At 59.5% G+C, this 21318-nt stretch carries 17 protein-coding genes; 7 read left to right on the top strand and 10 right to left on the bottom strand.

What is annotated here, in order from left to right:
- Nucleotides 1–40: 40 nt before the first annotated feature.
- Complete coding sequence (locus AB0O97_RS11330; RefSeq protein WP_363844526.1) at nucleotides 41–478, top strand: RDD family protein; 438 nt, start codon at nucleotides 41–43, stop codon at nucleotides 476–478.
- A 279-nt stretch (nucleotides 479–757) separates the two neighbouring features.
- Here AB0O97_RS11330 and AB0O97_RS11335 read toward each other — a convergent pair whose 3' ends face one another.
- The 3 genes from AB0O97_RS11335 to lipB are packed head-to-tail and all read right to left on the bottom strand — an operon-like array spanning nucleotide 758 to nucleotide 3331.
- A complete protein-coding gene (locus AB0O97_RS11335) occupies nucleotides 758–1519 on the bottom strand; it encodes a DUF4191 domain-containing protein (protein WP_363844529.1) in 762 nt (253 codons plus the stop codon).
- Between the two features lie 31 nt (nucleotides 1520–1550).
- Nucleotides 1551–2567, bottom strand: coding sequence for a lipoyl synthase (gene lipA, locus AB0O97_RS11340; RefSeq protein ID WP_363882572.1), 1017 nt, complete (start codon nucleotides 2565–2567; stop codon nucleotides 1551–1553).
- Nucleotides 2564–3331, bottom strand: a complete 768-nt coding sequence (gene lipB / locus AB0O97_RS11345; protein WP_363841411.1) for a lipoyl(octanoyl) transferase LipB — start codon at nucleotides 3329–3331, stop codon at nucleotides 2564–2566. Before lipB ends, lipA begins: the two co-directional genes overlap by 4 nt.
- 60 nt (nucleotides 3332–3391) lie before the next feature.
- On the opposite strand from lipB, the gene AB0O97_RS11350 reads away from it, so the two are divergent.
- Entirely contained in the window at nucleotides 3392–5287 is a 1896-nt protein-coding gene (locus tag AB0O97_RS11350) for a serine/threonine-protein kinase (protein ID WP_363882575.1), read from the top strand.
- Between the two features lie 146 nt (nucleotides 5288–5433).
- Here AB0O97_RS11350 and AB0O97_RS11355 read toward each other — a convergent pair whose 3' ends face one another.
- The 5 genes from AB0O97_RS11355 to AB0O97_RS11375 form a co-directional block, all read right to left on the bottom strand.
- Nucleotides 5434–5862: an OsmC family peroxiredoxin gene (locus tag AB0O97_RS11355; RefSeq protein ID WP_363841405.1), complete on the bottom strand. Its 429-nt coding sequence runs from the start codon at nucleotides 5860–5862 to the stop codon at nucleotides 5434–5436.
- A 159-nt stretch (nucleotides 5863–6021) separates the two neighbouring features.
- A complete protein-coding gene (locus AB0O97_RS11360) occupies nucleotides 6022–6375 on the bottom strand; it encodes a hypothetical protein (RefSeq protein WP_363882578.1) in 354 nt (117 codons plus the stop codon).
- A gap of 178 nt (nucleotides 6376–6553) precedes the next feature.
- Nucleotides 6554–8305 carry a 2-oxoglutarate dehydrogenase, E2 component, dihydrolipoamide succinyltransferase gene (gene sucB, locus AB0O97_RS11365; protein WP_363882581.1) on the bottom strand — a complete coding sequence of 584 codons (1752 nt, stop codon included), beginning with the start codon at nucleotides 8303–8305 and terminating at the stop codon, nucleotides 6554–6556.
- 138 nt (nucleotides 8306–8443) lie between these two features.
- Nucleotides 8444–9826: a dihydrolipoyl dehydrogenase gene (gene lpdA / locus AB0O97_RS11370; RefSeq protein WP_363841396.1), complete on the bottom strand. Its 1383-nt coding sequence runs from the start codon at nucleotides 9824–9826 to the stop codon at nucleotides 8444–8446.
- 251 nt (nucleotides 9827–10077) lie between these two features.
- Nucleotides 10078–11601 (bottom strand): leucyl aminopeptidase, encoded by a 1524-nt coding sequence (locus AB0O97_RS11375; RefSeq protein ID WP_363882584.1) that lies wholly within the window; start codon nucleotides 11599–11601, stop codon nucleotides 10078–10080.
- A gap of 303 nt (nucleotides 11602–11904) precedes the next feature.
- Between AB0O97_RS11375 and AB0O97_RS11380 the strand changes: the two genes are divergently transcribed.
- The 4 genes from AB0O97_RS11380 to AB0O97_RS11395 all read left to right on the top strand — a co-directional run bounded on the left by AB0O97_RS11380 (nucleotide 11905) and on the right by AB0O97_RS11395 (nucleotide 17334).
- Complete coding sequence (locus AB0O97_RS11380) at nucleotides 11905–12876, top strand: PAC2 family protein (RefSeq protein WP_363841390.1); 972 nt, start codon at nucleotides 11905–11907, stop codon at nucleotides 12874–12876.
- Between the two features lie 4 nt (nucleotides 12877–12880).
- On the top strand, nucleotides 12881–14239 hold the full coding sequence (locus AB0O97_RS11385; RefSeq protein ID WP_363841387.1) for an MFS transporter: 1359 nt from the start codon (nucleotides 12881–12883) through the stop codon (nucleotides 14237–14239).
- A 180-nt stretch (nucleotides 14240–14419) separates the two neighbouring features.
- Complete coding sequence (locus AB0O97_RS11390; RefSeq protein WP_363882587.1) at nucleotides 14420–15763, top strand: DUF4192 domain-containing protein; 1344 nt, start codon at nucleotides 14420–14422, stop codon at nucleotides 15761–15763.
- Between the two features lie 302 nt (nucleotides 15764–16065).
- Entirely contained in the window at nucleotides 16066–17334 is a 1269-nt protein-coding gene (locus tag AB0O97_RS11395) for an RNA polymerase sigma factor (protein ID WP_363841381.1), read from the top strand.
- Between the two features lie 484 nt (nucleotides 17335–17818).
- On the opposite strand, the gene AB0O97_RS11400 is transcribed toward AB0O97_RS11395, so the two are convergent.
- Nucleotides 17819–18043 (bottom strand): hypothetical protein, encoded by a 225-nt coding sequence (locus tag AB0O97_RS11400; RefSeq protein WP_363841378.1) that lies wholly within the window; start codon nucleotides 18041–18043, stop codon nucleotides 17819–17821.
- A gap of 189 nt (nucleotides 18044–18232) precedes the next feature.
- On the opposite strand from AB0O97_RS11400, the gene AB0O97_RS11405 reads away from it, so the two are divergent.
- Nucleotides 18233–20353 (top strand): DNA topoisomerase IV subunit B, encoded by a 2121-nt coding sequence (locus AB0O97_RS11405; RefSeq protein WP_363882590.1) that lies wholly within the window; start codon nucleotides 18233–18235, stop codon nucleotides 20351–20353.
- Here AB0O97_RS11405 and AB0O97_RS11410 read toward each other — a convergent pair.
- On the bottom strand, nucleotides 20350–21300 hold the full coding sequence (locus AB0O97_RS11410) for a M56 family metallopeptidase (RefSeq protein ID WP_363882593.1): 951 nt from the start codon (nucleotides 21298–21300) through the stop codon (nucleotides 20350–20352). The two genes, AB0O97_RS11405 and AB0O97_RS11410, sit on opposite strands and share 4 nt — an antisense overlap.
- Nucleotides 21301–21318 lie beyond the last annotated feature (18 nt).

Consider the following 21318-nt stretch of genomic DNA (forward strand, 5'->3'; position numbering starts at 1 on the left):
CCGATGCCCGGCTTTTTCCCGGCAACGGTAGGCTGGAGGGGTGGTAGATCGTAAAGACATAGGTTCATGGCTCAGTGGGCCGGACACTTCTAATATATCCAAATTCCCGGGCGAGCGTTTGGGGCAGCCTGAATCTGGCCCCGGATCAATGGCCCGAGCAGGGCGGCGCATCCTTGCCATCTGCATCGACTGGGGGCTGTCATATCTGATCGCGGCTGCCTTCTTCGGGGGTAATCCGAACGCTATTCTAGCTATTTTTGCGATCGAACAAATGCTTCTGGTAGGCATGCTGGGTTACAGCGTGGGTCACCGAATCATGGGGATCGAGGTGGTTCAGCTCAACGGCAGGCAGCCAAGTTTGCTCGACGGCGTGATTCGCTCCCTCTTGGTGTGCTTGGTGATCCCCGTCATCATCGTCGACGCCGATCATCGTGGACTCCACGACCGGGCCATCAAGTCAATTTTAATTCGTCGCTGATTCGGCGTGTCACCGTGATCTTTTGTTCCATTCACCGACACGCTACCTTCATGGCTCCGCACTTCACTTCATCACTTCATCGCGCCTGACTTCATCGCTGCTGACTTCATCGATCCGTGAGCTAAGGCTGCTTAGCAGGTTCTAAACAGCCTTAGCTCACGGATCGATGGCGATGGGTGAGTTTGGCAGATAGGGTTTGGCAGATACGAAAGGGCCCGGCAGGAGTTGATCCTGCCGGGCCCTTTCTTGGTTTTACTGCTAGTTCACATGTGCACTGACTTACCGTCCGCGTGAGGCCTTGCGGTCAGGACGAGCCTTGTACGGATCGATGCCCTTGGGGATGGGCAGCTTGTTGCCCATCGAGGTGATGCGCTTGTTGACGGCGCTGACCTCAACCTTGGTCAGTTCCTTCTTGAGCTTGCCCATCTTCTTGGTGATCTGGGCAATGGGGACCTGGCCTTCACCGCGTCCGCTTTCGAGCACCGTGATGGTGACATTGGGCAGGATGCGGCTCAGCCGGCGTCGTTCTGCATCGACCAGACCCTTGACCCTGTTAGTAGGGCCTTCGGTGACCAGCACGATGCCGGGCTTGCCAATGGCGCGGAAGACAACGTCCTGTGTGCGTGGGTTCACGGAGGCGGGCTGTTCGTCAAAGATCCAGCCCTTCTTCAGCGAGCTCAGCGCGGCACCGGCGGCACCAGCCTTGCCCTCAATCTGGGAGTAAGCAGCACGCTCGGCCCGACGAGACATGATCAATAGCGCACACAGCAAGCCCAAAGGAATACCGATCAGCAAGCCGGTGATCCAGTTATCCAACCAGAGACCGATGCCGAGGGCGATGGCGATGGGCAGCAAGAATGCGCCAATCATCAGCCAAGTAACCATCGGGTCATGCTTACGGGTCATCTTAAAGATGTCCACCATTTGCTTGACGCGGCTGGGCTTCTTGTTCTTTTTCGGCTTCTCAGCCTTGGGCTTGCGCGAGAACAAGGAGCGCTTGGTGTCGTCGGTGCTACTGGATGCGGAGTCTGTTTTGGCCATAGTGATTCAATTCTAGCGGGTTCTGACGGAATTATTGTGCGGCTAGCAGGGAGGCGGCTTCTTGGCGGGTGTGGCCGGAATCTTCGATACCTTCAGCGATGTGGGCGAGGTGTTCGGGAATGTCCAAGCCCTTCTTGCGCATGGCAGTGGCCCAGAGACGACCGGCACGGTACGAAGAACGCACCAGCGGTCCGGACATGACACCCAGGAAGCCGATCTCCTCTGCTTCTTGGGAGAGTTCCATGAACTCCTGCGGCTTGACCCAACGATCCACCGGAAGGTGACGCTCGGAAGGACGCAAGTACTGGGTGATGGTGATCAGGTCCGTGCCAGCATCATGAAGATCCTGCAACGCGACCGAGATTTCCTCCCGCGTCTCACCCATCCCCAGGATCAGGTTGGACTTGGTGACCATGCCCTGATCCCGGCCCTGCGTCAACACATCCAAGGAACGCTCGTACCGGAACGCCGGACGGATGCGCTTGAAGATCCGCGGCACGGTCTCCACATTATGCGCGAACACCTCAGGCTTGGAGTCACAGATCGCGGTGATGTGTTCAGGCTTGCCCGAGAAGTCCGGGATCAACAATTCCACACCCGTGTTCGGGTTCAATTCATGAATCTTCCGGACCGTTTCGGCGTACAACCACACACCCTCATCGGCCAGGTCATCACGAGCCACACCCGTGACCGTGGCGTAGCGCAGATTCATCTTCACCACTGAGCGGGCCACCTTCGTGGGCTCAAACATGTCAATCGGGGAAGGCTTGCCCGTATCGATCTGGCAGAAATCACAGCGGCGCGTGCACTCGGAGCCACCAATGAGGAACGTGGCCTCACGGTCTTCCCAGCACTCAAAAATGTTCGGACACCCGGCCTCTTCACACACCGTGTGCAGGCCCTGGCCCTTAACCAGATTCTTCATCGCGATGAACTCCGGCCCCATCTCGACCTTCGTCTTCATCCACTCCGGCTTACGCTCAACCGGAACCGCAGCATTACGCTGCTCAATCCGCAACAACTTCCGTCCCTCAGGTGCCAACGTCACGGCAATGCTCCTTCTGGCCGCGCCGTGTCAACGGCATCGGCGGTTGTGGCCTCATGGGGCGCAAATTCGGTGATAAGTGGTGCTAAGAATTTTTCAGTGGCCAGCTGCACATGGGAAAGCAGGTCCCGGGGCGTGATGTCCTCGCCAGTCTCGGCCGCCATTGTGGTGGTGCCGGCGTCCTGAATTCCGCAGGCGATGATCTGGTTGTACGGTTCAAGGCTGTTGTTGGCATTGATGGCAATGCCATGCATCGTGACTCCGTCATGGACGCGGATGCCGATCGCAGCAATTTTCCGTGTGGGGCCTTTGTTATCTGCTAGAAGCCAGATACCAGCGCGTCCCTCGACGCGTACGCCATCGATCGTGAAATGAGCTAAAACCTCGATGATGATGTCCTCGAGGGCGTGGACATAAGCGCGGATGCTGTGGGCATCGGCCAAGCGAACGATCGGGTACATCACGAGCTGGCCTGGGCCGTGCCAGGTGAGCTTGCCACCGCGATCAACATTGATCACAGGGGTGCCGTCGAAGGGACGTTCATGCTCCTCGGTCCGTTTCCCGGCTGTGTACACCGGCGCATGTTCCAAGAGCAGCGCCGTGTTTGGCACGTTGCCTGCAACGACGCCGTCATGGACGCTACGCTGCAGATCCCAGGCACTGGCGTAGTCAATAAAATTTGGGGCTAATCCAATTTCGGTGAACTCAACACTCATAGTGGTCACTTTAGAGGACGATGCAAATTCGCCTAAATCAGAATTCTTCATGACGCGCAGCCCTGTGGATAACTTCGAGCAGGAAATTCGAAAGAGGACTACTACTTATGTATGGACTCCATCGCCAAACCCGTCAAGCCACAGATTCCGGAACGGCCTCCCCGCATATCTGGTTATGACCCCGTGCGCTGTTTGGGCGGTGGATCGCAGTGTCAGGTGTGGCTCATGTCCGCGCATGATGGTTCCGCCCCAGTGGCGGCAAAGTTCCTGTCCACTGAAGCGGCCCTCGTACGAGGAGCTCACACCAGCGAATCCGGTCGTCACAATGAGAGCCAAATCACGCAAGAATGGCGGCTACTGGCACAGTTCAAACACGAACACCTCATTCCGATGCACCGGCTCGTGGCTGATAGTAACGGCTCACTGGTTTTGATCATGGAGTTCGCGGCAGGTGGTTCCTTGAGCCAAATTGTGCGGGCACGCGGCCCGCTGTCTGTAGGGGAGGTGGTGACCATCCTGACGCCGATGGGTCAGGTATTGGCGTTTTTGCATGGACGTGGAGCTATCCATGGCGATGTTTCTAGCGGTAACGTTTTGCTCAGCGCGAGCGGAAAGCCCTTCCTGGCGGACTTTGGCTTTAGCCGGGTGTTGGGTCAAGCGGCGGAGCAGCCAGCTGGGACACCCGGGTATTTTTGTCCCTCCGATGGGCAGCGGAATGAAGCCTCCGACGTGTATGCGCTCTCCGCCGTGGGCTGGTTTGCTTTGACCGGCCGGACCCCTCCGCCAACCAGGGATCGTCCGCCACTGTCCAGTCTGGTTCCCACTGTTCCGGGCGAGCTGGTGGCTGCCCTGGAAGCGGGGTTGCAGGAAGACCCCGTGCAACGTCCCACGGCCGCGGCTTTTGCCCAGGCGGTGTATCGAAGTGCCAAAGCGGAATCTGTGATGTTAGCGCATGCCGTGCACCCCAGTGTGCTCCCAGAATTACCCACCCGGCGCGCTGTGAACGTTAAAAGAAAAGCACCTAGCCGGGCGCTGCATGGCAGGAGGCTTAGAGTTCTGGGGCGACGCGGTGCCGGTCTTGCCGATGGGGAGCCAATGAAGAGTGCTCACTGGTTTTCTCGTCGCAGGAAGATCAAGAGCCTCGATTCACTATGGGGGAACGCCGAGGCGCCACCCCGGTTGGGGATCCCATCTGGCACCCAAGCTACCGCGGCTGGTCGGAGGGTTGCACCGAGAAGCGGGCCCGGAGCGTCACGCGTCCCCGGCAGTGTCCGGGACGGGGAACGGGACCGAGCGCGGGGACAAAGCCGGGACCGAGCGCGGGATCGAGCGCGGGGACGGGCAGTGGCGTGGGTGTTAGCGCTGCTGGGACTGGCAGCGGCCGTAGTAGGGGTCGTGGTGATGAACGGAGGGCGGCTTGCTCCAATCGTTGACGGAGCGGAAGTGCTTCACCAGGGAGTGTCATCGGCGGCTCCCGCACGAGAACTTCCAGCCCTAGAAAGCAATGGAGCGTCACTGCCCTGGGCTGGGGCGCTTCCCTCTGAAATCCAGCAGGGACTGCTCGCGCCAGAACCGGAGGTAGCCTTTCGGTCGTTGGCCTGGGCCAGATCTTTTGCGCTGTCCCACGTAGATCAGGGCCTGCTGGACCACATCAATGGGAAGGGTTCGCCGGCGTTGGCAGCAGATACGGCTATTGTGACTGCCTTGTCGGCCAACGGACATGGATTTACGGGATTGGAGTTTGCGGTAGAGCAGGTCCACAGGAGCGCGAGTGCGTCTCCATTAGCTGGCGGTGATGTGGACGGGAACGGCACAGCAACCCTGCAGGCAACTATCCTCACAAGTTCCTTTGCAGAACAGGATGCTGATGGTTTGTTGGTGCATAATTATCCTTCGGAGCAACGCCAAGAGCTGACCATTCTCCTCATCAGAGTGGATTCCCGCTGGCAGATCCAGCAAGTTCTCGAGGCCGCACCCTTGCCTGCCGAGGTGGTCAATGAACGGTGACGCCTAGTGGCAATAAAGTACAGCACGGGTAAGGTGCGGCAGGACGTCATCGCTGAAGACTTGCCGGGCATAAGTATGGGCGGCAACCGCCATAGCAGTTACCGCCCATGCCTTTACTCTTCAGGTTCTGTGGTTCTGGGAGGTGCTTATGCCTCCAGCGTTGCCTCGAGGGTGATCTCGACGCCGGCCAGTGCGGCTGACACGGGGCAGCCTGCCTTGGCGCCGTTGGCAATGGTGTCGAACTGTTCCTGGGTGATGCCCGGGATTTTCGTTGCGAGCGTCAGGTGGCTGCCGGTGATGCCGGTGCCGGGGACGAACGTGACGGCGGCGCTGGTGTTGACATAGTCAGCGGCGAAGCCTGCGCCAGCCAGCTCATGCGAGAAGGCCATGGCAAAGCACGATGAGTGTGCTGCGGCGATGAGTTCTTCTGGGCTGGTCTTGCCCTCGGAGGCTTCGGTGCGAGCCCTCCACGTGATGTCAAAGGTGCCCAGTTCTGAACTGTCCAAGGTGACTTGACCCTTGCCTGTGGGAAGGTCGCCGACCCAGCCTGCATGGGCGTTACGAGTTGCTGCCATGTTAACTCCTTGAGGTGTATTCAAATCCACGGGTTCAGATGGATTCATCTGAACATCCACCTCCACCCTATTGCTTTAAATGCCGCACGGCGCCTTTCACAGTGAGAACAGTGAAGAAACTGCGCTCACGGCGAAAGGCGCCGTACTTAAGCGTGAAGATTAGACCCAGAAAACAGCGACAGCGATGTTGATGAACGCCATGCCACCCACTGCGTGCGCCAGACCCTTGGGGACGTCCTCGTTGTTCTTGGCCTTGCGGCGGCCAATGAAGGCTGCCACAGCAACAACTAGGGCGATGATCAGCTTGACGGCCACCTTAGTGTTGTTGGGGCCATCACCATCTCCCATGGAGGCCAGGCCAACCAGCAAAATTCCGGTGATGAGCTGCGTCAACGCCCCAATCCACTGCCACTGAGTCACGGTCGGCGTCTTGAACGCAGCTAGCCAACCGCCAACGATCGCAGCGGCACCGAGAATATGCAAAAACACGAGCACTAAGCGTAAAAAGTCCATGACCCCAGCTTATGCAATTTACTGACACAGTGTCTATCAAGGGCTGCCTTATGTGGCAAATATGACACGGCGGCAAAAACATGACAGGCATACAGCGCCGCCCGACACAACAACAGCGGCCGGCGACTTGAAAAATCCAAGCCGCCGGCCGCCGTCGAACATTCATAAAAGGAACGTGTTAAAGGCCCAGGTCAGCCGCAAATGCGCCCTCTTCCAGGCGAGCCTTCAAGGTCTGCAGGAAGCGGCCGGCGTCCGCGCCGTCCACCAGGCGATGATCGTACGTCAGGCACAGGTACATCATGTGACGGATGGCGATGCTGTCATTGCCGTCAGCGTCAGCAACAACCACGGCGCGCTTGACGATCGCTCCGGTGCCCAGGATGGCAACGTTGGGCTGGTTGATGATGGGGGTGTCGAACAGGGCGCCAACGGAACCGATGTTCGTGATGGAGAACGTGCCACCGGAGAGCTCGTCCGGACCGATCTTGCCGCTGCGGGTGCGTGCGGCAACATCGGCGATCTTGCCGGCCAGGCCAGCAAGGTTCAGATCGCCTGCGTTGGAGATGACAGGAACCAGCAGGCCCTTATCGGTGTCCACAGCGATCGCAAGGTGCTCGGCGTTATGGTAGGTGATCTGCTGAGTTTCCTCGTTGTATTCACCGTTGACCGAGGGGTGCACCTTGAGCGCTTCGGTGACTGCCTTGGCAATGAAGGGCAGGTAGGTCAGCTTGGTGCCGTTCGTGGCCTGGAACTGGTTCTTGGCCTTGGCGCGCAGCTTGACGATGCGCGTCATGTCGATCTCGTGAACCTGCGTGAGCTGCGTGGAAGCTTCCAGCGACTCGCGCATGCGGCGGGCGATGACCTGACGGATGCGAGGTGCCTTGACAGTGGTGCCGCGCAATGAAGACGGTACGACGGCGGCGGCAGCCTTGGCAGCGGGAGCGGCGGATGCGCTCGGGGCCGGGGCTGCAGCAGCCTTGGCGGCTTCTGCGGCAGCGACAACATCTTCCTTGCGGATGCGTCCACCAACACCGGAACCGGTGACGGTGGCGATGTCAACGTTGTGCTGCTTGGCCAACTTGCGAACCAGGGGAGTCACGTAGTTGGACTCTGTTCCCGATGCAGCGGCCGCGGGAGCAGCAGGTGCGGCGGCCGGAGCTGCAGGGGCAGCGACGGGAGCCGGAGCGGCCGGTGCGGCAGTAGGTGCAGCCGGAGCGGGGGTGGCGACCGGGGCCGGAGCAGCAACGGGAGCTGCAGCTTCGGCAACAGGAGCAGGAGCAGCGGCCGGAGCCGGAGCGGCTGCGCCAGCGGCGCCGATCAGTGCCAGCACGCCACCTACTTCAGCGGTCTCGTCTTCAGGGACACGGATTTCCAGCAAGACACCAGCCACGGGGGAGGGGATCTCGGTGTCAACCTTGTCGGTGGAAACCTCCAGTAGCGGCTCGTCGACCTCGATGGAGTCGCCAACGGCCTTGAGCCAGCGGGTGACGGTACCTTCGGTGACGGACTCACCGAGAGCCGGCAGAACCAGTTCGTGGGCATCGCCAGCAGGAGCGGCTGATTCAGCCGGTGCGGCTGCGGGTGCTTCGGCAGGAGCAGCAGGTGCAGCAGCCGGCTCGGCCGGAGCAGCAGGTGCAGCAGCCGGCTCGGCCGGAGCCTCAGCGGCTGCAGGCGCTTGCGCGCTGCCTGCTTCGCCGGTGCCGATGCGGGCCAAAGTGGCGCCAACTTCAGCGGTCTCGTCCTCGGGAACGAGGATCTCTTCCAGAATGCCAGCGAAGGGCGACGGGATCTCGGTGTCAACCTTGTCGGTGGATACTTCCAGCAAGGGCTCGTCTACTTCGACGCGTTCCCCAACCTGCTTGAGCCATCGTGTGACGGTTCCTTCGGTGACGCTTTCACCCAAGGCGGGCAAGTTCACGGATTCAGACATTTCGTCCCCGTTCTCCTTCTAATGCGCTGCATTTGTCTGGGCCTGCACGATGCTGCAGGGCCCTGAAATTCTTAGAAATAGGTCGTATTTGTAGCTTAGTGCACCCGGCGCGAACGCCGGGTGCACCATTTTTTGTTGCTAGCCGTGGAGCGGGCGTCCGGCCAAAGCCATTGCCGCTTCTCCCAAAGCTTCGTTCTGCGTGGGGTGTGCATGAATCAGACCCGCGATGTCCTCGGGGTAGGCTTCCCAGTTCACGATGAGCTGTGCTTCACCAATCTGCTCGCCAATGTGGCTGCCGATCATGTGAACACCCACCACGGGGCCATCCTTTTCGCGGACGAACTTGATGATGCCGCCGGTGCCCAGGATGGCGCTCTTGCCGTTTCCAGCGAGGTTGTACTCGGTGGTCTCGACATTGCTGTCGCCGAACTTTTCCTTGGCCTGCTTCTCGTTCAAACCAACGGAAGCAATCTCCGGGTCACAGAAGGTGACCTTGGGGATGTTGATGTCTTCGACGATGACCGGGTTCAAGCCAGCAATTTCCTCAGCAACAAAGATGCCCTGCTGGAAGCCGCGGTGAGCCAACTGAACGCCGGGGACAATGTCGCCTACTGCGTAGATATTGCCAACGCCGGTGTGGAGGCGCTCATTGGTGATGACGAAGCCGCGGTCGATCGTGACGCCAGCTTCTTCAAAGCCCATGCCGGCGGTGGACGGGCCACGGCCAACAGCAACGAGCATGAGGTCAGCTTCGAACGTCTTGCCATCAACCAAGGTGGCCTTGACGCCGTCGTTGTTCTGCTCAACGCCCTGGAAGAAGGTACCGGTGTTGAACTTGATGCCACGCTTACGGAAGGTGCGCTCAAGCACCTTGATGATGGCGGCATCTTCGTTGGGAACCAGTGAGGCCATGCCTTCGATGATGGTGACCTCTACGCCGAAGGACTTCCAAACGGAAGCAAATTCGACGCCGATGACGCCGCCACCGAGCACGATTGCGCTCTTGGGCAGTTCAGTCATGCTCAGTGCCTCGTCTGAGGTGATGACCTTGCCACCAATTTCCAAGCCGGGCAGGCTGCGGGAGTATGAACCAGTGGCCAGAACAATGTTCTTGCCGGTGTAGTTCACGCCGTTCACGGTGATGGTGTTAGCTGCGGTCAGGCGGCCTTCACCTTCGATGACCGTGACGCCCTTGCCCTTGATGAGACCCTGCAATCCCTTGTACTTGCCGGCAATGATGCCGTCCTTGTACTTGTTCACGCCCACCAGGTCAATGCTGTTGAGCTGGCTGTTGACACCAATGGAGGCGCCTTCACGTGCGTGATCAGCGACCTCAGCTGCGTGCAGCAGCGCCTTGGTGGGGATACAGCCGTTGTGCAGGCAGGTGCCACCCAACTTGCCCTTCTCCACAAGACCAACGGTCATGCCCAATTGGACTGCGCGCAGAGCAGTTGCGTAACCGCCGCTGCCACCGCCGAGAACCAAAATATCGAATTCTTGCCCAGCTGCCTGTTCGGCCACTTAGACGCTCCCTCGCGTTCGGGTGACGCGCACACTTTGTCGCGTCATCTCATCATTTATTGAAAGAAGTCTGAGAGTTCTTTGGGAACGTCCCAGACTTCTTCGAAGTCAAAGACAAATACTTTCAGGATTTACCTTACGTCAGTTGTCCCACCCTGCACCGTCACAGCTGTCACACTATGGCGAATGTGGTCATACTCACTTCCGCTGTGACGGTGGAGGTGGTGCAGGATGGGGTGACTGAAAAAAACTTAGGCGCTGCGAGCCACGACGTCTTCCACGTAGCTCACCAAGGTCCGGACAGCCATTCCGGTTCCCTGCTTGGGGGTGTAACCGTACGGTGCGCCTTCGTTGAAGGCAGGGCCAGCGATGTCGAGGTGAGCCCAGGGGATGGTTTCCCCATCCTTACCCTTGCCGATGAACTCCTGCAGGAAGACGGCAGCGGTCATCATGCCGCCCATCCGTTCGCCAATGTTCGCCATGTCGGCCACCGGCGAGTCCAATGAAGGACGCAGTTCTTCCGGCAACGGCATGGGCCACACCAGTTCGCCGGCCCGATCAGCGGCAGCCTTCAGTGCGGCGCTGACGCCTTCATCGCCCATGACACCTGCGGTGCGGTGGCCCAGGGCCACCACTTGGGCGCCGGTCAGGGTAGCGACATCGATGATCACATCCGGGAATTCGGCGGAGGCGGCGACGAGGCCATCGGCCATGACCAAACGACCTTCGGCATCGGTGTTGAGCACTTCCACAGTCTTGCCGCCAAGGATCGTGAGGACATCGGAGGGCCGGATTGCCGTGCCGGAAGGCATGTTTTCGGCAATACAGAGCCAACCGGTGACGTTGACCGGCAGCCCCAGCGCGGCGACTGCCAAAACCGTGTTGAGTACGGCGGCGGCCCCGGCCATGTCACACTTCATGGTGACCATGCCGGCGCCGGGCTTGATCGAAATTCCACCGCTATCGAAAGTGATGCCCTTGCCCACCAGGGCAAGGCTGGCTACGGCACGCTCGGACTTGTACTCAACCTTGACCATGCGCGGAGGGCGAGAGGAGCCTTGGCCCACACCCATGATGCCGCCCCAGCCGTCCTTGAGCAGTTTCTTCTCATCGAAGACGGTGACCTTGACGGGCAAGCCCTTAGACAGTTCGCGTGCCGCGTCAGCAAAGGTCGCCGGAAACAACTTACTCGGCGGCTCATTGACCAGAGTGCGGGTCGCGTTGACAGCCTTGGCTACAACAGAGGCCCGCTCCAAAGCTGCGGCCAGTTCAGGATCTTTAGCCAGTGTTGAATAGATGGTGACCTTGGACACGGGGGCCTGCTTAGCTGCCGTGTTGGTGTGCATACTGGCGTACTGGTAGGCGCCCAGAGCGGCACCCTCGGCCAAAGCGGCAACGTGAGTGACCGCCGTCGTAGGTACCGCGAAGACCACGTGATTAGTCCCGGCCAGCTGGCGGGTAGTGGCTCCAGCTAGTCGGCGCAGGGCTTCTTCGCTGACCGTGGCGCCCTTGGCCGGTCCTACTCCGGCCAGGACCAGGATCTTGGCGCCGGTGTCTGGAAGGCCAGGCAGGCGCACAATTTGATCGGCTGCACCTGTCACGCCGAGGGCGGAAAGTGAGGCTTTCAAGGAGGTGAGGGTTGCCGGAGATAGTGGCGTGTCGAGGATGACGGGGCCGTCGGCGCTCTTGGCCACGGCTATCACCAGAGCGTCGGAGGTGGCTTTCGCCAGGTCGGTGTTGATGACGCGGAAGCTGATGGTTTCTTTTGCACTCACGGAATTACTGTCCTCACTGTGGGGTGTTGATGAACTATGTCGCTGCTTTCGATCGTAGCCCCAACGCAAATCGATTGCCTGCCGGTTGGTGTCAACCGCCAGTGAAGTGGCTGCTTTTTCGGTTCACCTTGCGCACCATCCGTTACCGCAGGGTTCGGTCCGTTGAGGCGCTCAAGGTAAAGTCCTAGCGTCACGGAACTGCAAAGAGTCCGCAGCATTACGCGCCACATAAGATGTTCGCGGAATGTTTCGGGGGGCCTGCGGTGTTGTGCTGTTTAGAGTCATAAGCTGCTGAGGAAGTCCATGAAAAATTTCGAGTACGCCCCGTTTCACGCCCCTGAGTCCCTCTACGCCCTGAATGAGGAGTTGCTGGCCGCCGAAGACCTCAGCGGCGTCAACCTGGTCATGGCCTTCACAGGATTCTCCGACGCAGGCCACGTGGTGACTCAGATCGCCGGCGAATTGCATGATCATCTGGCCCACGAGCCCGTGGCCATTTTCGATATTGACCAACTTGTTGACTACCGTTCACGTCGGCCCCGGGTGACATTCACCGAAGACCGGCTCAGCGACTACCAAGCTCCCTCGCTAGTGTTGCACCGCATGGTCGATGCTCTGGGAACACCGTTCTTGTACTTGAACGGCAGCGAGCCCGATCTGCAGTGGGAGCGGTTCAGTGATGCCGTTTTGGGTTTGGTGGAACGCTTCGATGTGAATCTGGTGGCTTGGGTGCATTCGGTGCCCATGCCGGTGCCGCACACCCGCCCGATTGGGGCTACGGTACACGGCAACCGTCCGGATCTGATCGAGGGCATTTCGGCGTGGAAGGCCACCATGGAGATTCCGGCCGCGATTGGTCACGTGCTTGAGGTCAAGCTCGCTGCGGCAGGGCGCAACGTGGTGGGTTACGCCATCCACGTCCCGCATTACCTGTCCGACGCCGAGTACCCGCCCGCCGCCGTCGCCGGTCTGGAATACCTGGGCGCAGCAGCCTCGCTGATGCTGCCCAGCGAACGCCTGCGTGAGGCCGGACGGGCTGTGGAACGTCAAATTACTGAACAGGTGGCGGCCTCCAGTGAGGTGGCCTCGGTCGTGACGAACCTAGAGCAGCGCTACGACGAACACACCGACGGCGTTGCTCGACGCTCCCTCTTGGCAGGGGATAACGATGAATTGCCCGACGCCGATGAGCTCGGTGCCGCCGTTGAGGCTTACCTGGCCAGCCGTGACAGCGGCGCCCAGAACCAGAACGAGCCTGAAGGTGGCATAAGCTAAACAGGTGGATAGTAAGCGTGCATGGCTGGTTTGGGGTATCGGTGTCTTCGCCTATCTGATTGCTATCACCCAGAGAACCTCTTTTGGTGTTGCCGGTCTGGTAGCTACCGACCGTTTTGGCGCCACTGCGGCGGCTTTGTCGGCTTTCACCGTCATCCAGCTTGTTGTTTACGCGGCGCTGCAAATCCCTGTGGGCATGCTCGTAGACCGATTCGGTCCACGCTTCATGATCGCCGCCGGTGCCGGGTTGATGGCCGTGGGGCAGCTGCAACTGGCGGCCGCTTCCTCCATCCCTGCCGGTGTAGTGGGCCGCGTTTTTGTCGGCGCAGGCGACGCCATGACGTTTATTGCCGTGATCCGGCTCATCCCTCTCTGGTTTCCTTCGCGTAGGGTTCCGGTCCTGACCCAGTTGACGGGGCAGTTAGGCCAGATCGGCCAGCTCATCAGCATTGCCCCGTTTGCGTGGGTGCTGCACCATCAGGGTTGGAGCCAAGGATTTTTGGGGCTTGCGGCGCTGGGTGTGCTGGCTTGTGTCTTGTCCGCCGCGCTATTGCGAAATGCGCCCGCCGGTTCAGTCTCACCCGTGGTGCGGCATGGCATGAAAGAAACTGCCGCCGACCTTGCTACTGCGTGGAGGCAACCAGGAACCCGGCTGGGCATGTGGAGCCACTTCGCCACACAATTCTCCGGAACTGTCTTTGTGCTGACGTGGGGCTACCCCTTTCTGGTCTCCGGTCAAGGTTTAGATAGCTCCACTGCGAGTCTCTTGTTGAGCATGTTTGTGGTGGTGGGAATCGTCTGTGGACCTTTCCTTGGCAGCTGGGTGGGCAAACATCCGCTGCGACGATCCACCATGGTGCTCGCCGTTTCCTTTGCCATAGTCGCGGCGTGGGCAGCGGTATTGGTTCAGGCAGGGCCATCTCCGCTCTGGTTGTTGGCGCTGCTGGTCTTAGTCCTAGCCTTGGGCGGGCCTGCCTCAATGATCGGCTTTGATTTCGCGCGGACCTTCAACCCCTCCCACCGGGTAGGAACAGCCACCGGCATCGTGAACGTGGGCGGATTCTTTGCCGCGTTGGTGACCATGTACATGGTTGGACTGGTGCTTGACCTGCTGAACGGAACGGGCTTTTCTTCCGAGGGCCTGTATTCACTGGATGCCTTCCGTGTGGCGTTCAGCTTCCAGTTCCTGGTTCTGGGTATCGGGATTGTCGCCGTTATCAGGACCCGGCGTATTATTCGCGGCTCTATGGCCGCCCGGGGTGAAGGGATTCTGCCGCTGCGCGATGTCCTCTCGGACAGACGCCGGCGCCAGCAGCAATACCGGGATGAGCTGCGCGCTGAAAAGCTTAAGCGAAGGCAATAAATTTCAGCTGTGACTGCGCTCTGCTGGCCCTTGGGCCCTGAGCTGCCCTGACTACGACCGCCCGGCTCTAGGAAAGTTTTTGACCCTCTTCATGCGGATGCAGGCCCCCGTTATCCACAGATATCGCCTTTTACGGAAATTGCTCTAGATTCCGGGGCGAGAGGGCAGCACTCTTGGGACATGAATACAGAACCAGAGAAGATCAAAGTTAGTGCCGGTGAGGACCTCCTGGCATTCATTCCCCATATGGTGGGGTACTGGCCAGAGACCAGTATTGTATGCATCGCCATGAAGGGTAAAAAGCTTCGGGCCACCATGCGGTTGGACCTTCCCCCCGATGATGCCACCAGCAGGGAGACGGTCCACTTTGCCAGCATTGCGGCAACGCAGTTGGCCTGCGACACGGAATCGGACGGCTGTCTCATCGCCATTTTTGGCCGCTGCGACTGGCTCGGACCCAAGAAATTTCCTCACGCCAAGCTCTACAGACACCTGCGTCAGGAGTTTGCAGCGCAGGGGCTCCCAGTGCGGGACGCTTGGTTTGTGGGCACCGATCATTGGCGATCGCTTGAATGCACTGACGCCACATGCTGTCCCTGGCCCGGGAAGAGCAACGCCGCCATCAAGGAAAGCTTTGTCAATGCCGAGTTCATTTTCCGCGGCAGCATGGTGGGGGAGGCCCCCAAGGAGCAAGTGGCACAACTCACTACCGTGCGCGATCCAGAATTCGTAGCCGAGGTTGCCGGTCTCGGTGAGAAGGTCAAGGATCCGCTAACCATGAATGGCTGTGGTGCGGAGCAATTGACCGCAACCTTGCAGGCATGGCAGTTCAGCCTTGAACTCTGGCCCCAACCACCAGACGCTTGCATGTGCGCCTTCTTGCTGGCCAGCCTCGCGGACCGAAGCGTCCGTGATGCCGTCATGGTGCTCCTGGCAACTTCCGCCGAGTACGCCCTTGCCGGGGCGGCAGGACTGGGCATCACTGGTTCAGATATGGCTGAGCTGGTGGTTCCAGTCAACTGGTACGGTGGCAACCAAGCCGCTGGAAGGCCAGTCCAGATGGGGTGGGTTACCGAGGAACTCATGGCTGGAGCAGCCTACGACTTCGGCAACATCCTGGTGGGCGGCACTGCCCCCAAGGTAGAGGGTGATGAACCCTGCTTGCTGGACTGGGAAAGACTTGATGGGGCTGAACCGTTCCTGCAGTTTCTTGCACAGGCCACCCAAACAGCGGACAAGGCACCAGTGCTGTGCATCTTGGGCTGGATTCAATGGTGCAAGGGGCGCGGCAGTTGGGCCGGACAGTATTTCCTAGCTTGCATGGAATACCAGCCCGGGTATCGTCTGGCCGCACTCCTGGACCAGTTGCTCTCCGGTGGCCACGTTGCTGAATGCGCCAAGGATCCCGTGACCGCATGGCATCGCGACAATCGCGACAATGAAGAAGTCACCAGGGAAGAGAAGAACGAAGGCAAGCAAGAAGATAAGAAGGGTGAAGAGTTCGGCCTTGATGAGGCCGCGTAGTCAGGCTGTGATGTTAATTGCAGGCTGTCGCTGTCTCTAGGGCGTGGCGTAGGCAAGAAGGTGCGGGCAAATCGTGAGAGACTAGATGCAAGACCCGGTGGGGTCCGTGTTTAAGTTTTCACCTTTTTTGGATTCAGGCCGAATGGAAGTTCATTCGGGCGGCGGGAACAATGCCGTGGTCTGGGGAGTTATACCCTCTGACCCTCCAAGTAAAAGTGATGCGAGAAGCAACACGGACTTGACAGGGTCATAGTGGTGTTGCCCGAAGGTAACTCCACAGACCGCCGTAAGAAAGGTTTTCTGTGTCTGCTACTGCTAAAAGCAAAGTCTCCACATCCAACGAGACTGAGGATCCGTCCTCGTCAGCAACCGTGCCCCTGACGCCAGCACAGAAGCGGGCTGCCACCATTGCCGCCAAAAAGGCTGCCGCTGCCGAAGCTTCCGGCGAGGCTGTCCCCGCCGCTGCCCCGAAGAAGTCAGCCGCCCCTGCCCGACGCGGCAAGGCCAAGGTTGAAGATGACTCTGCCACTGACGAAGTGGTTGAGGATGACGAGCAAGACGAGACAAAGTCTGAGCGCCCCGTAGCTACCGGCACCGGATTCGTCTATTCAGACTCTGATGATGACGATGCCCCTGTTCAGCAGGTCATGTCAGCCGGCGCCACCGCCGACCCCGTCAAGGACTACCTGAAGCAAATCGGCAAGGTCGCGCTGCTCAACGCTGAACAGGAAGTTGACCTCGCCCTGCGCATTGAAGCTGGCCTGTTTGCGACTGAAAAGTTGAAGGCCGGAGCTGACGAGATGGCCCCGCAGCTCAAGCGCGACATGGACCGGATCGTCCATGATGGCATGATCGCCAAGAATCACCTGCTGGAAGCCAACCTTCGCCTGGTGGTCTCACTGGCCAAGCGTTACACCGGTCGCGGCATGCTGTTCTTGGACCTCATCCAAGAAGGAAACCTGGGCCTGATCCGTGCTGTCGAGAAGTTCGACTACACCAAGGGCTTTAAGTTCTCCACCTACGCCACTTGGTGGATCCGTCAGGCCATCACCCGTGCCATGGCTGACCAGGCCCGCACCATTCGTATCCCGGTGCACATGGTGGAGGTCATCAACAAGCTGGCCCGCGTGCAGCGCCAGATGCTCCAGGACTTGGGTCGCGAACCCACACCTGAGGAATTGGCCAAGGAATTGGACATGACCCCGGAAAAGGTTGTTGAGGTTCAGAAGTACGGCCGCGAGCCCATCTCCTTGCACACCCCGTTGGGTGAAGACGGAGACTCCGAGTTCGGCGACTTGATCGAAGACTCCGAAGCTGTTGTTCCGGCCGACGCAGTGTCCTTCACCTTGTTGCAGGAGCAGCTGCACTCCGTGCTGGACACCTTGTCCGAGCGTGAAGCAGGCGTGGTTGCCATGCGCTTCGGCCTGACCGATGGCCAGCCGAAGACTTTAGACGAAATCGGCAAGGTCTACGGTGTTACGCGTGAGCGTATCCGTCAGATCGAATCAAAGACGATGTCTAAGCTGCGTCACCCGTCACGTTCACAGGTGTTGCGCGACTACCTGGACTAACATCCGGTGCGCTGAAGAACCGAAGTACCGAACTGGCCCGCACTTAAAGCCGCGAAAAAGTGTCTCAAAAACGGGATATTTCGCTATTTGAGGGCGGGCCTGTTTGTTGCTGGAACACAGCTTCCGGGATCGGCGGGTCCCAATATAAGGTACGTTTCAAGCCCCCAAAGGGCTGGAAGTACAGCAGCTGGGCAGTCGTCAGATGGACAGTCGTCGTGAGCGAACGCTTCGCAGACAAACGGGGCGCTAACCCGCGCACTCGAGTCGCCAGATATGGCCCGCTTAATCGCATTTTCGGGGCCAGATATGTCGACTCGAAGATGGTGATCGGAAGAAGCAACTGACACGCTCGGGCTGTACACACATTTTGGCCGCTAACCCCAACGCTAACCCCAAACTTGGCCGCTAACCCTAAAAGGGTACAAAAGAGGGGCCCTGGTGATCCAGAGCCCCTCTGTCAACGCACTTGCCACTCAAAGTGGTGTTAGTCGACTGAAACGGGTGCCTTTTCGTGCAGGCGGCTGGTCTCGTCGTGCCAGGTTGCCGCCAAGGGCTTCAACGTGGCTTCCACTGCCCGGGCGTGGTGGCCGCAGAAGAGCAGTTCACCGCCGGAGGATTCCAAAACTACCCGCACATATGCTTGTGCGCCGCAACGGTCGCAACGGTCGAGGGTTGTCAGCTCGGGGCTGCTGATGGTCGTGGTGGTCATGATGGCCTCCTTCATAAGTTCCTGTACTTTATACAACCACCATTAGTGCGAGTTGCTTCCATCGACGCGGGGTACTTTCGCTAACCGCGTATCCTGCCGGATCAGTGCTGGCGCGGCAAGCCTGTAACAACAACGCAGCACCAGCCGTTAACCTTAGATATTGATACGCCAACCAAACCTCGAAGGAGTATGTCCACAGTGGCACGCCAGAGTTCTGATTACAGTGCACGCCATCTCTCTGTTCTGGAAGGGCTGGAGGCTGTACGTAAGCGCCCGGGCATGTACATCGGATCCACCGACTCCCGCGGCCTGATGCACTGTCTGTGGGAAATCATCGACAACTCCGTTGATGAGGCCCTGGCTGGATATGGCCAGAATATTACCGTTATCTTGCACAAGGACACCTCCGTTGAAGTGCACGACGACGGCCGCGGCATCCCTGTGGATGTGGAGCCAAAGACCGGGCTGACCGGTTTGGAAGTTGTTTTGACCAAGCTTCATGCTGGCGGCAAGTTTGGCGGCACTTCCTATGCGGCGTCGGGTGGTCTCCATGGTGTGGGCGCCAGCGTGGTCAACGCCTTGTCGTCTCGGATGGACGCTCAAGTGGATCGTGGCGGCAAAACCTATCAAATGAGTTTCCGCCGTGGCGAGCCCGGCCACTTCAAAGATACTGGCCGGAGCCTGAGCCCCGATGTGGCCTTTGAGCCGTTCACTGAGGCCTCCAGTCTTGACGTCGTCGGCAGCACCAAACGCGGTGTGACCGGCACCCGGATCAGGTACTGGGCCGACAGGCAAATCTTTACGGCAGATGCCAAATTCTCCTATGACGAGCTCGTTGCCCGTGCCCGGCAAACTTCCTTCCTGGTTCCAGGTTTGAAGATCAAGGTGGTTGACGAACGCCGCCTCGCCGGGACGCCGGGGGAGTTTGCCACACACGAGGAGATTTTCCACCACGACGGCGGTATCTCCGAGTTTGTGGACTTCCTTTCCGTGGGCGGGTCGGTGACAGATATTTGGCGACTCCAAGGACACGGCACTTTCACCGAAACTGTGCCCGTACTGAGCGCTGAAGGGCGGCTTGTCAGTACGGCTGTGGAACGTGACTGCGAGGTGGACATCGCCCTGCGCTGGGGTGTTGGCTACGACACCACCATGCGCAGTTTCGTCAATATCATCGCTACTCCCAAGGGTGGCAGGCATCAAGAAGGTTTTGAGCAGGCGCTCCTGAAAACGTTCCGCAAGGTCATTGAGTCCAACGCCCGCAAGCTCAAGGCCGGCAATGACAAGGTCGAAAAGGACGACGTCATGTCGGGCTTGACAGCCGTTCTGACCGTTCGGCTGGCCGAGCCGCAGTTTGAGGGACAGACCAAGGAAATCTTGGGCACGCCTGCGGTCAAAGCCATCGTGGCCAGGGTTGTGGAAAAGACACTCAAGGAGAAGCTGGAATCTACGGCCCGCGCGGAAAAGGTGCAGGCCGCCCAGTTGTTGGAAAAAGTGGTTTCAGAGATGAAATCCCGGATTTCAGCCCGTGTCCACAAGGAAACTCAGCGCCGTAAGAACGCGCTGGAGACTTCCTCGCTGCCTAATAAGCTGGCGGATTGCCGCAGCACCGATGTCCAGAAGAGCGAACTGTTCATCGTCGAAGGTGACAGTGCACTCGGAACTGCCAAGATGGCTCGATCTTCTGATTTTCAGGCCCTCTTGCCGATTCGAGGGAAGATCCTCAATGTGCAGAAGGCTTCCGTGGGGGACATGCTGGCCAACGCCGAATGTGCCGCCCTGATTCAGGTGGTGGGGGCTGGATCCGGACGTAGTTTTGACTTAGAGTCGGCACGCTATGGCAAGGTCATTCTCATGACGGATGCCGATGTGGACGGCGCCCATATTCGTACCTTGCTGTTGACGTTGTTCTTCCGTTACATGCGCCCCATGATCGACGCCGGACGTGTCTTTGCCGCTGTCCCGCCACTGCACCGGGTGGAGATCATCCATTCGGGCTCTAAGCCTAACGAGATGGTGTACACCTACTCCGAGCAAGAACTGCATGCCCTGGTGGCTAAGTTGGAGAAGGCTGGCAAGAGCTATAAGAAGCCCATTCAGCGCTACAAAGGTCTGGGAGAGATGGATGCAGACCAGCTGGCCGAAACCACCATGGATCCCCGCCACCGCATGTTGCGTCGGGTCACCAGTGCCGACGCGGATCGTGCAGAACACACCTTTGAGTTACTCATGGGATCCGAGGTAGCTCCGCGCAAGGAATTCATTGTGGCCGGCAGCGAACAACTGGATCAGGACCGCATCGACGCCTAGTTCAGAAGGCCGGGGACCAGCAGCAGCGCTGTGGGGATGGTCAGCAGCAGCAGTGCGGCGGCAATCACCAGGATCTGACGGCTGGCCGCTAATGCCGGCGCGGGTGTCAGGAGTCTGCTGAGCCGCGCCGAGGTGGTGCTGGGCGTGTCAATGAGGGCTGCGTTGTCCGCCATCAAAGTATCCGCGGGGACTTGGGCTGAGCCGCTGGCAACCAAGGCGATGGCGGTGACCAAGGTGGGCTTGTCAACGGAACGTAAGGCGACGTCGTCGGCCATTATTTCTATCAATGAGGAGACCGACTGCTGGGCAAGTTTTGAGGTGGGCAACCACGGCAAGGCGGATCGCCAGGCGGCAAAAGCCCACAGCAGCAGGTGGTGGCGTTGAGCCAAATGGGTTTGTTCGTGGAGCAGGACCGCACGCAGCTCATCGGGGGACAACAGCTCCAAGAGCCCCTCTGAGAGGACCGTGACCGAGCGCGAACCGCCCGGCAGGCAATACGCAACGGGAGCCTGATGATTGATGACCAGGGTGTGCGGGCGGTCGGCGGACGGCGAGCTGAGCAGGTGCAAAAGATCTCGGTGGCGGCGGCGCTGGCGCTGAATGCGAAAGTATGTCAGCCACAGGGTGAATACCAAATGCGCCGAGAGCAGGGCCGCAGCGCTGAGCGCGAAGGCGTGCAATACGCCCAACGTGTCCAGGGATTCCTGGCCCAGAAAGATCCGGAGTAGTCCGTGCAGGCCACTGGCCAGACTTTCGCCCAGCGTCACCAGACCGTAGCAGAGCATGGCCCCGATCATGGAAAGACCACCGGCCAAGGCTATCGATTGCCACAGCACCATCGCAGCAAACGGTGCCCGGGCCGGCCACGCGGCGCGGGACAGCAGCACGGGCACCGGCCATGCCAAGATCACGGCCAAGGCGGCCAGGAGCCAAGAGGTCCAAAACATGATCTACAACCTACCGTG

The sequence above is a fragment of the Specibacter sp. NPDC078692 genome, from assembly GCF_040686835.1.
Classification (GTDB): domain Bacteria; phylum Actinomycetota; class Actinomycetes; order Actinomycetales; family Micrococcaceae; genus Specibacter.

What these genes read in the sequence shown, in the direction of transcription:
- AB0O97_RS11335 (WP_363844529.1), bottom strand. Translation starts at nt 1,519, where the DNA reads ATGGCCAAAACAGACTCCGCATCCAGTAGCACCGACGACACCAAGCGC.
- lipB (WP_363841411.1), bottom strand. Translation starts at nt 3,331, where the DNA reads ATGAAGAATTCTGATTTAGGCGAATTTGCATCGTCCTCTAAAGTGACC.
- AB0O97_RS11350 (WP_363882575.1), top strand. Translation starts at nt 3,392, where the DNA reads ATGGACTCCATCGCCAAACCCGTCAAGCCACAGATTCCGGAACGGCCT.
- AB0O97_RS11355 (WP_363841405.1), bottom strand. Translation starts at nt 5,862, where the DNA reads ATGGCAGCAACTCGTAACGCCCATGCAGGCTGGGTCGGCGACCTTCCC.
- AB0O97_RS11360 (WP_363882578.1), bottom strand. Translation starts at nt 6,375, where the DNA reads ATGGACTTTTTACGCTTAGTGCTCGTGTTTTTGCATATTCTCGGTGCC.
- sucB (WP_363882581.1), bottom strand. Translation starts at nt 8,305, where the DNA reads ATGTCTGAATCCGTGAACTTGCCCGCCTTGGGTGAAAGCGTCACCGAA.
- AB0O97_RS11380 (WP_363841390.1), top strand. Translation starts at nt 11,905, where the DNA reads ATGAAAAATTTCGAGTACGCCCCGTTTCACGCCCCTGAGTCCCTCTAC.
- AB0O97_RS11390 (WP_363882587.1), top strand. Translation starts at nt 14,420, where the DNA reads ATGAATACAGAACCAGAGAAGATCAAAGTTAGTGCCGGTGAGGACCTC.
- AB0O97_RS11400 (WP_363841378.1), bottom strand. Translation starts at nt 18,043, where the DNA reads ATGACCACCACGACCATCAGCAGCCCCGAGCTGACAACCCTCGACCGT.
- AB0O97_RS11405 (WP_363882590.1), top strand. Translation starts at nt 18,233, where the DNA reads ATGTCCACAGTGGCACGCCAGAGTTCTGATTACAGTGCACGCCATCTC.
- AB0O97_RS11410 (WP_363882593.1), bottom strand. Translation starts at nt 21,300, where the DNA reads ATGTTTTGGACCTCTTGGCTCCTGGCCGCCTTGGCCGTGATCTTGGCA.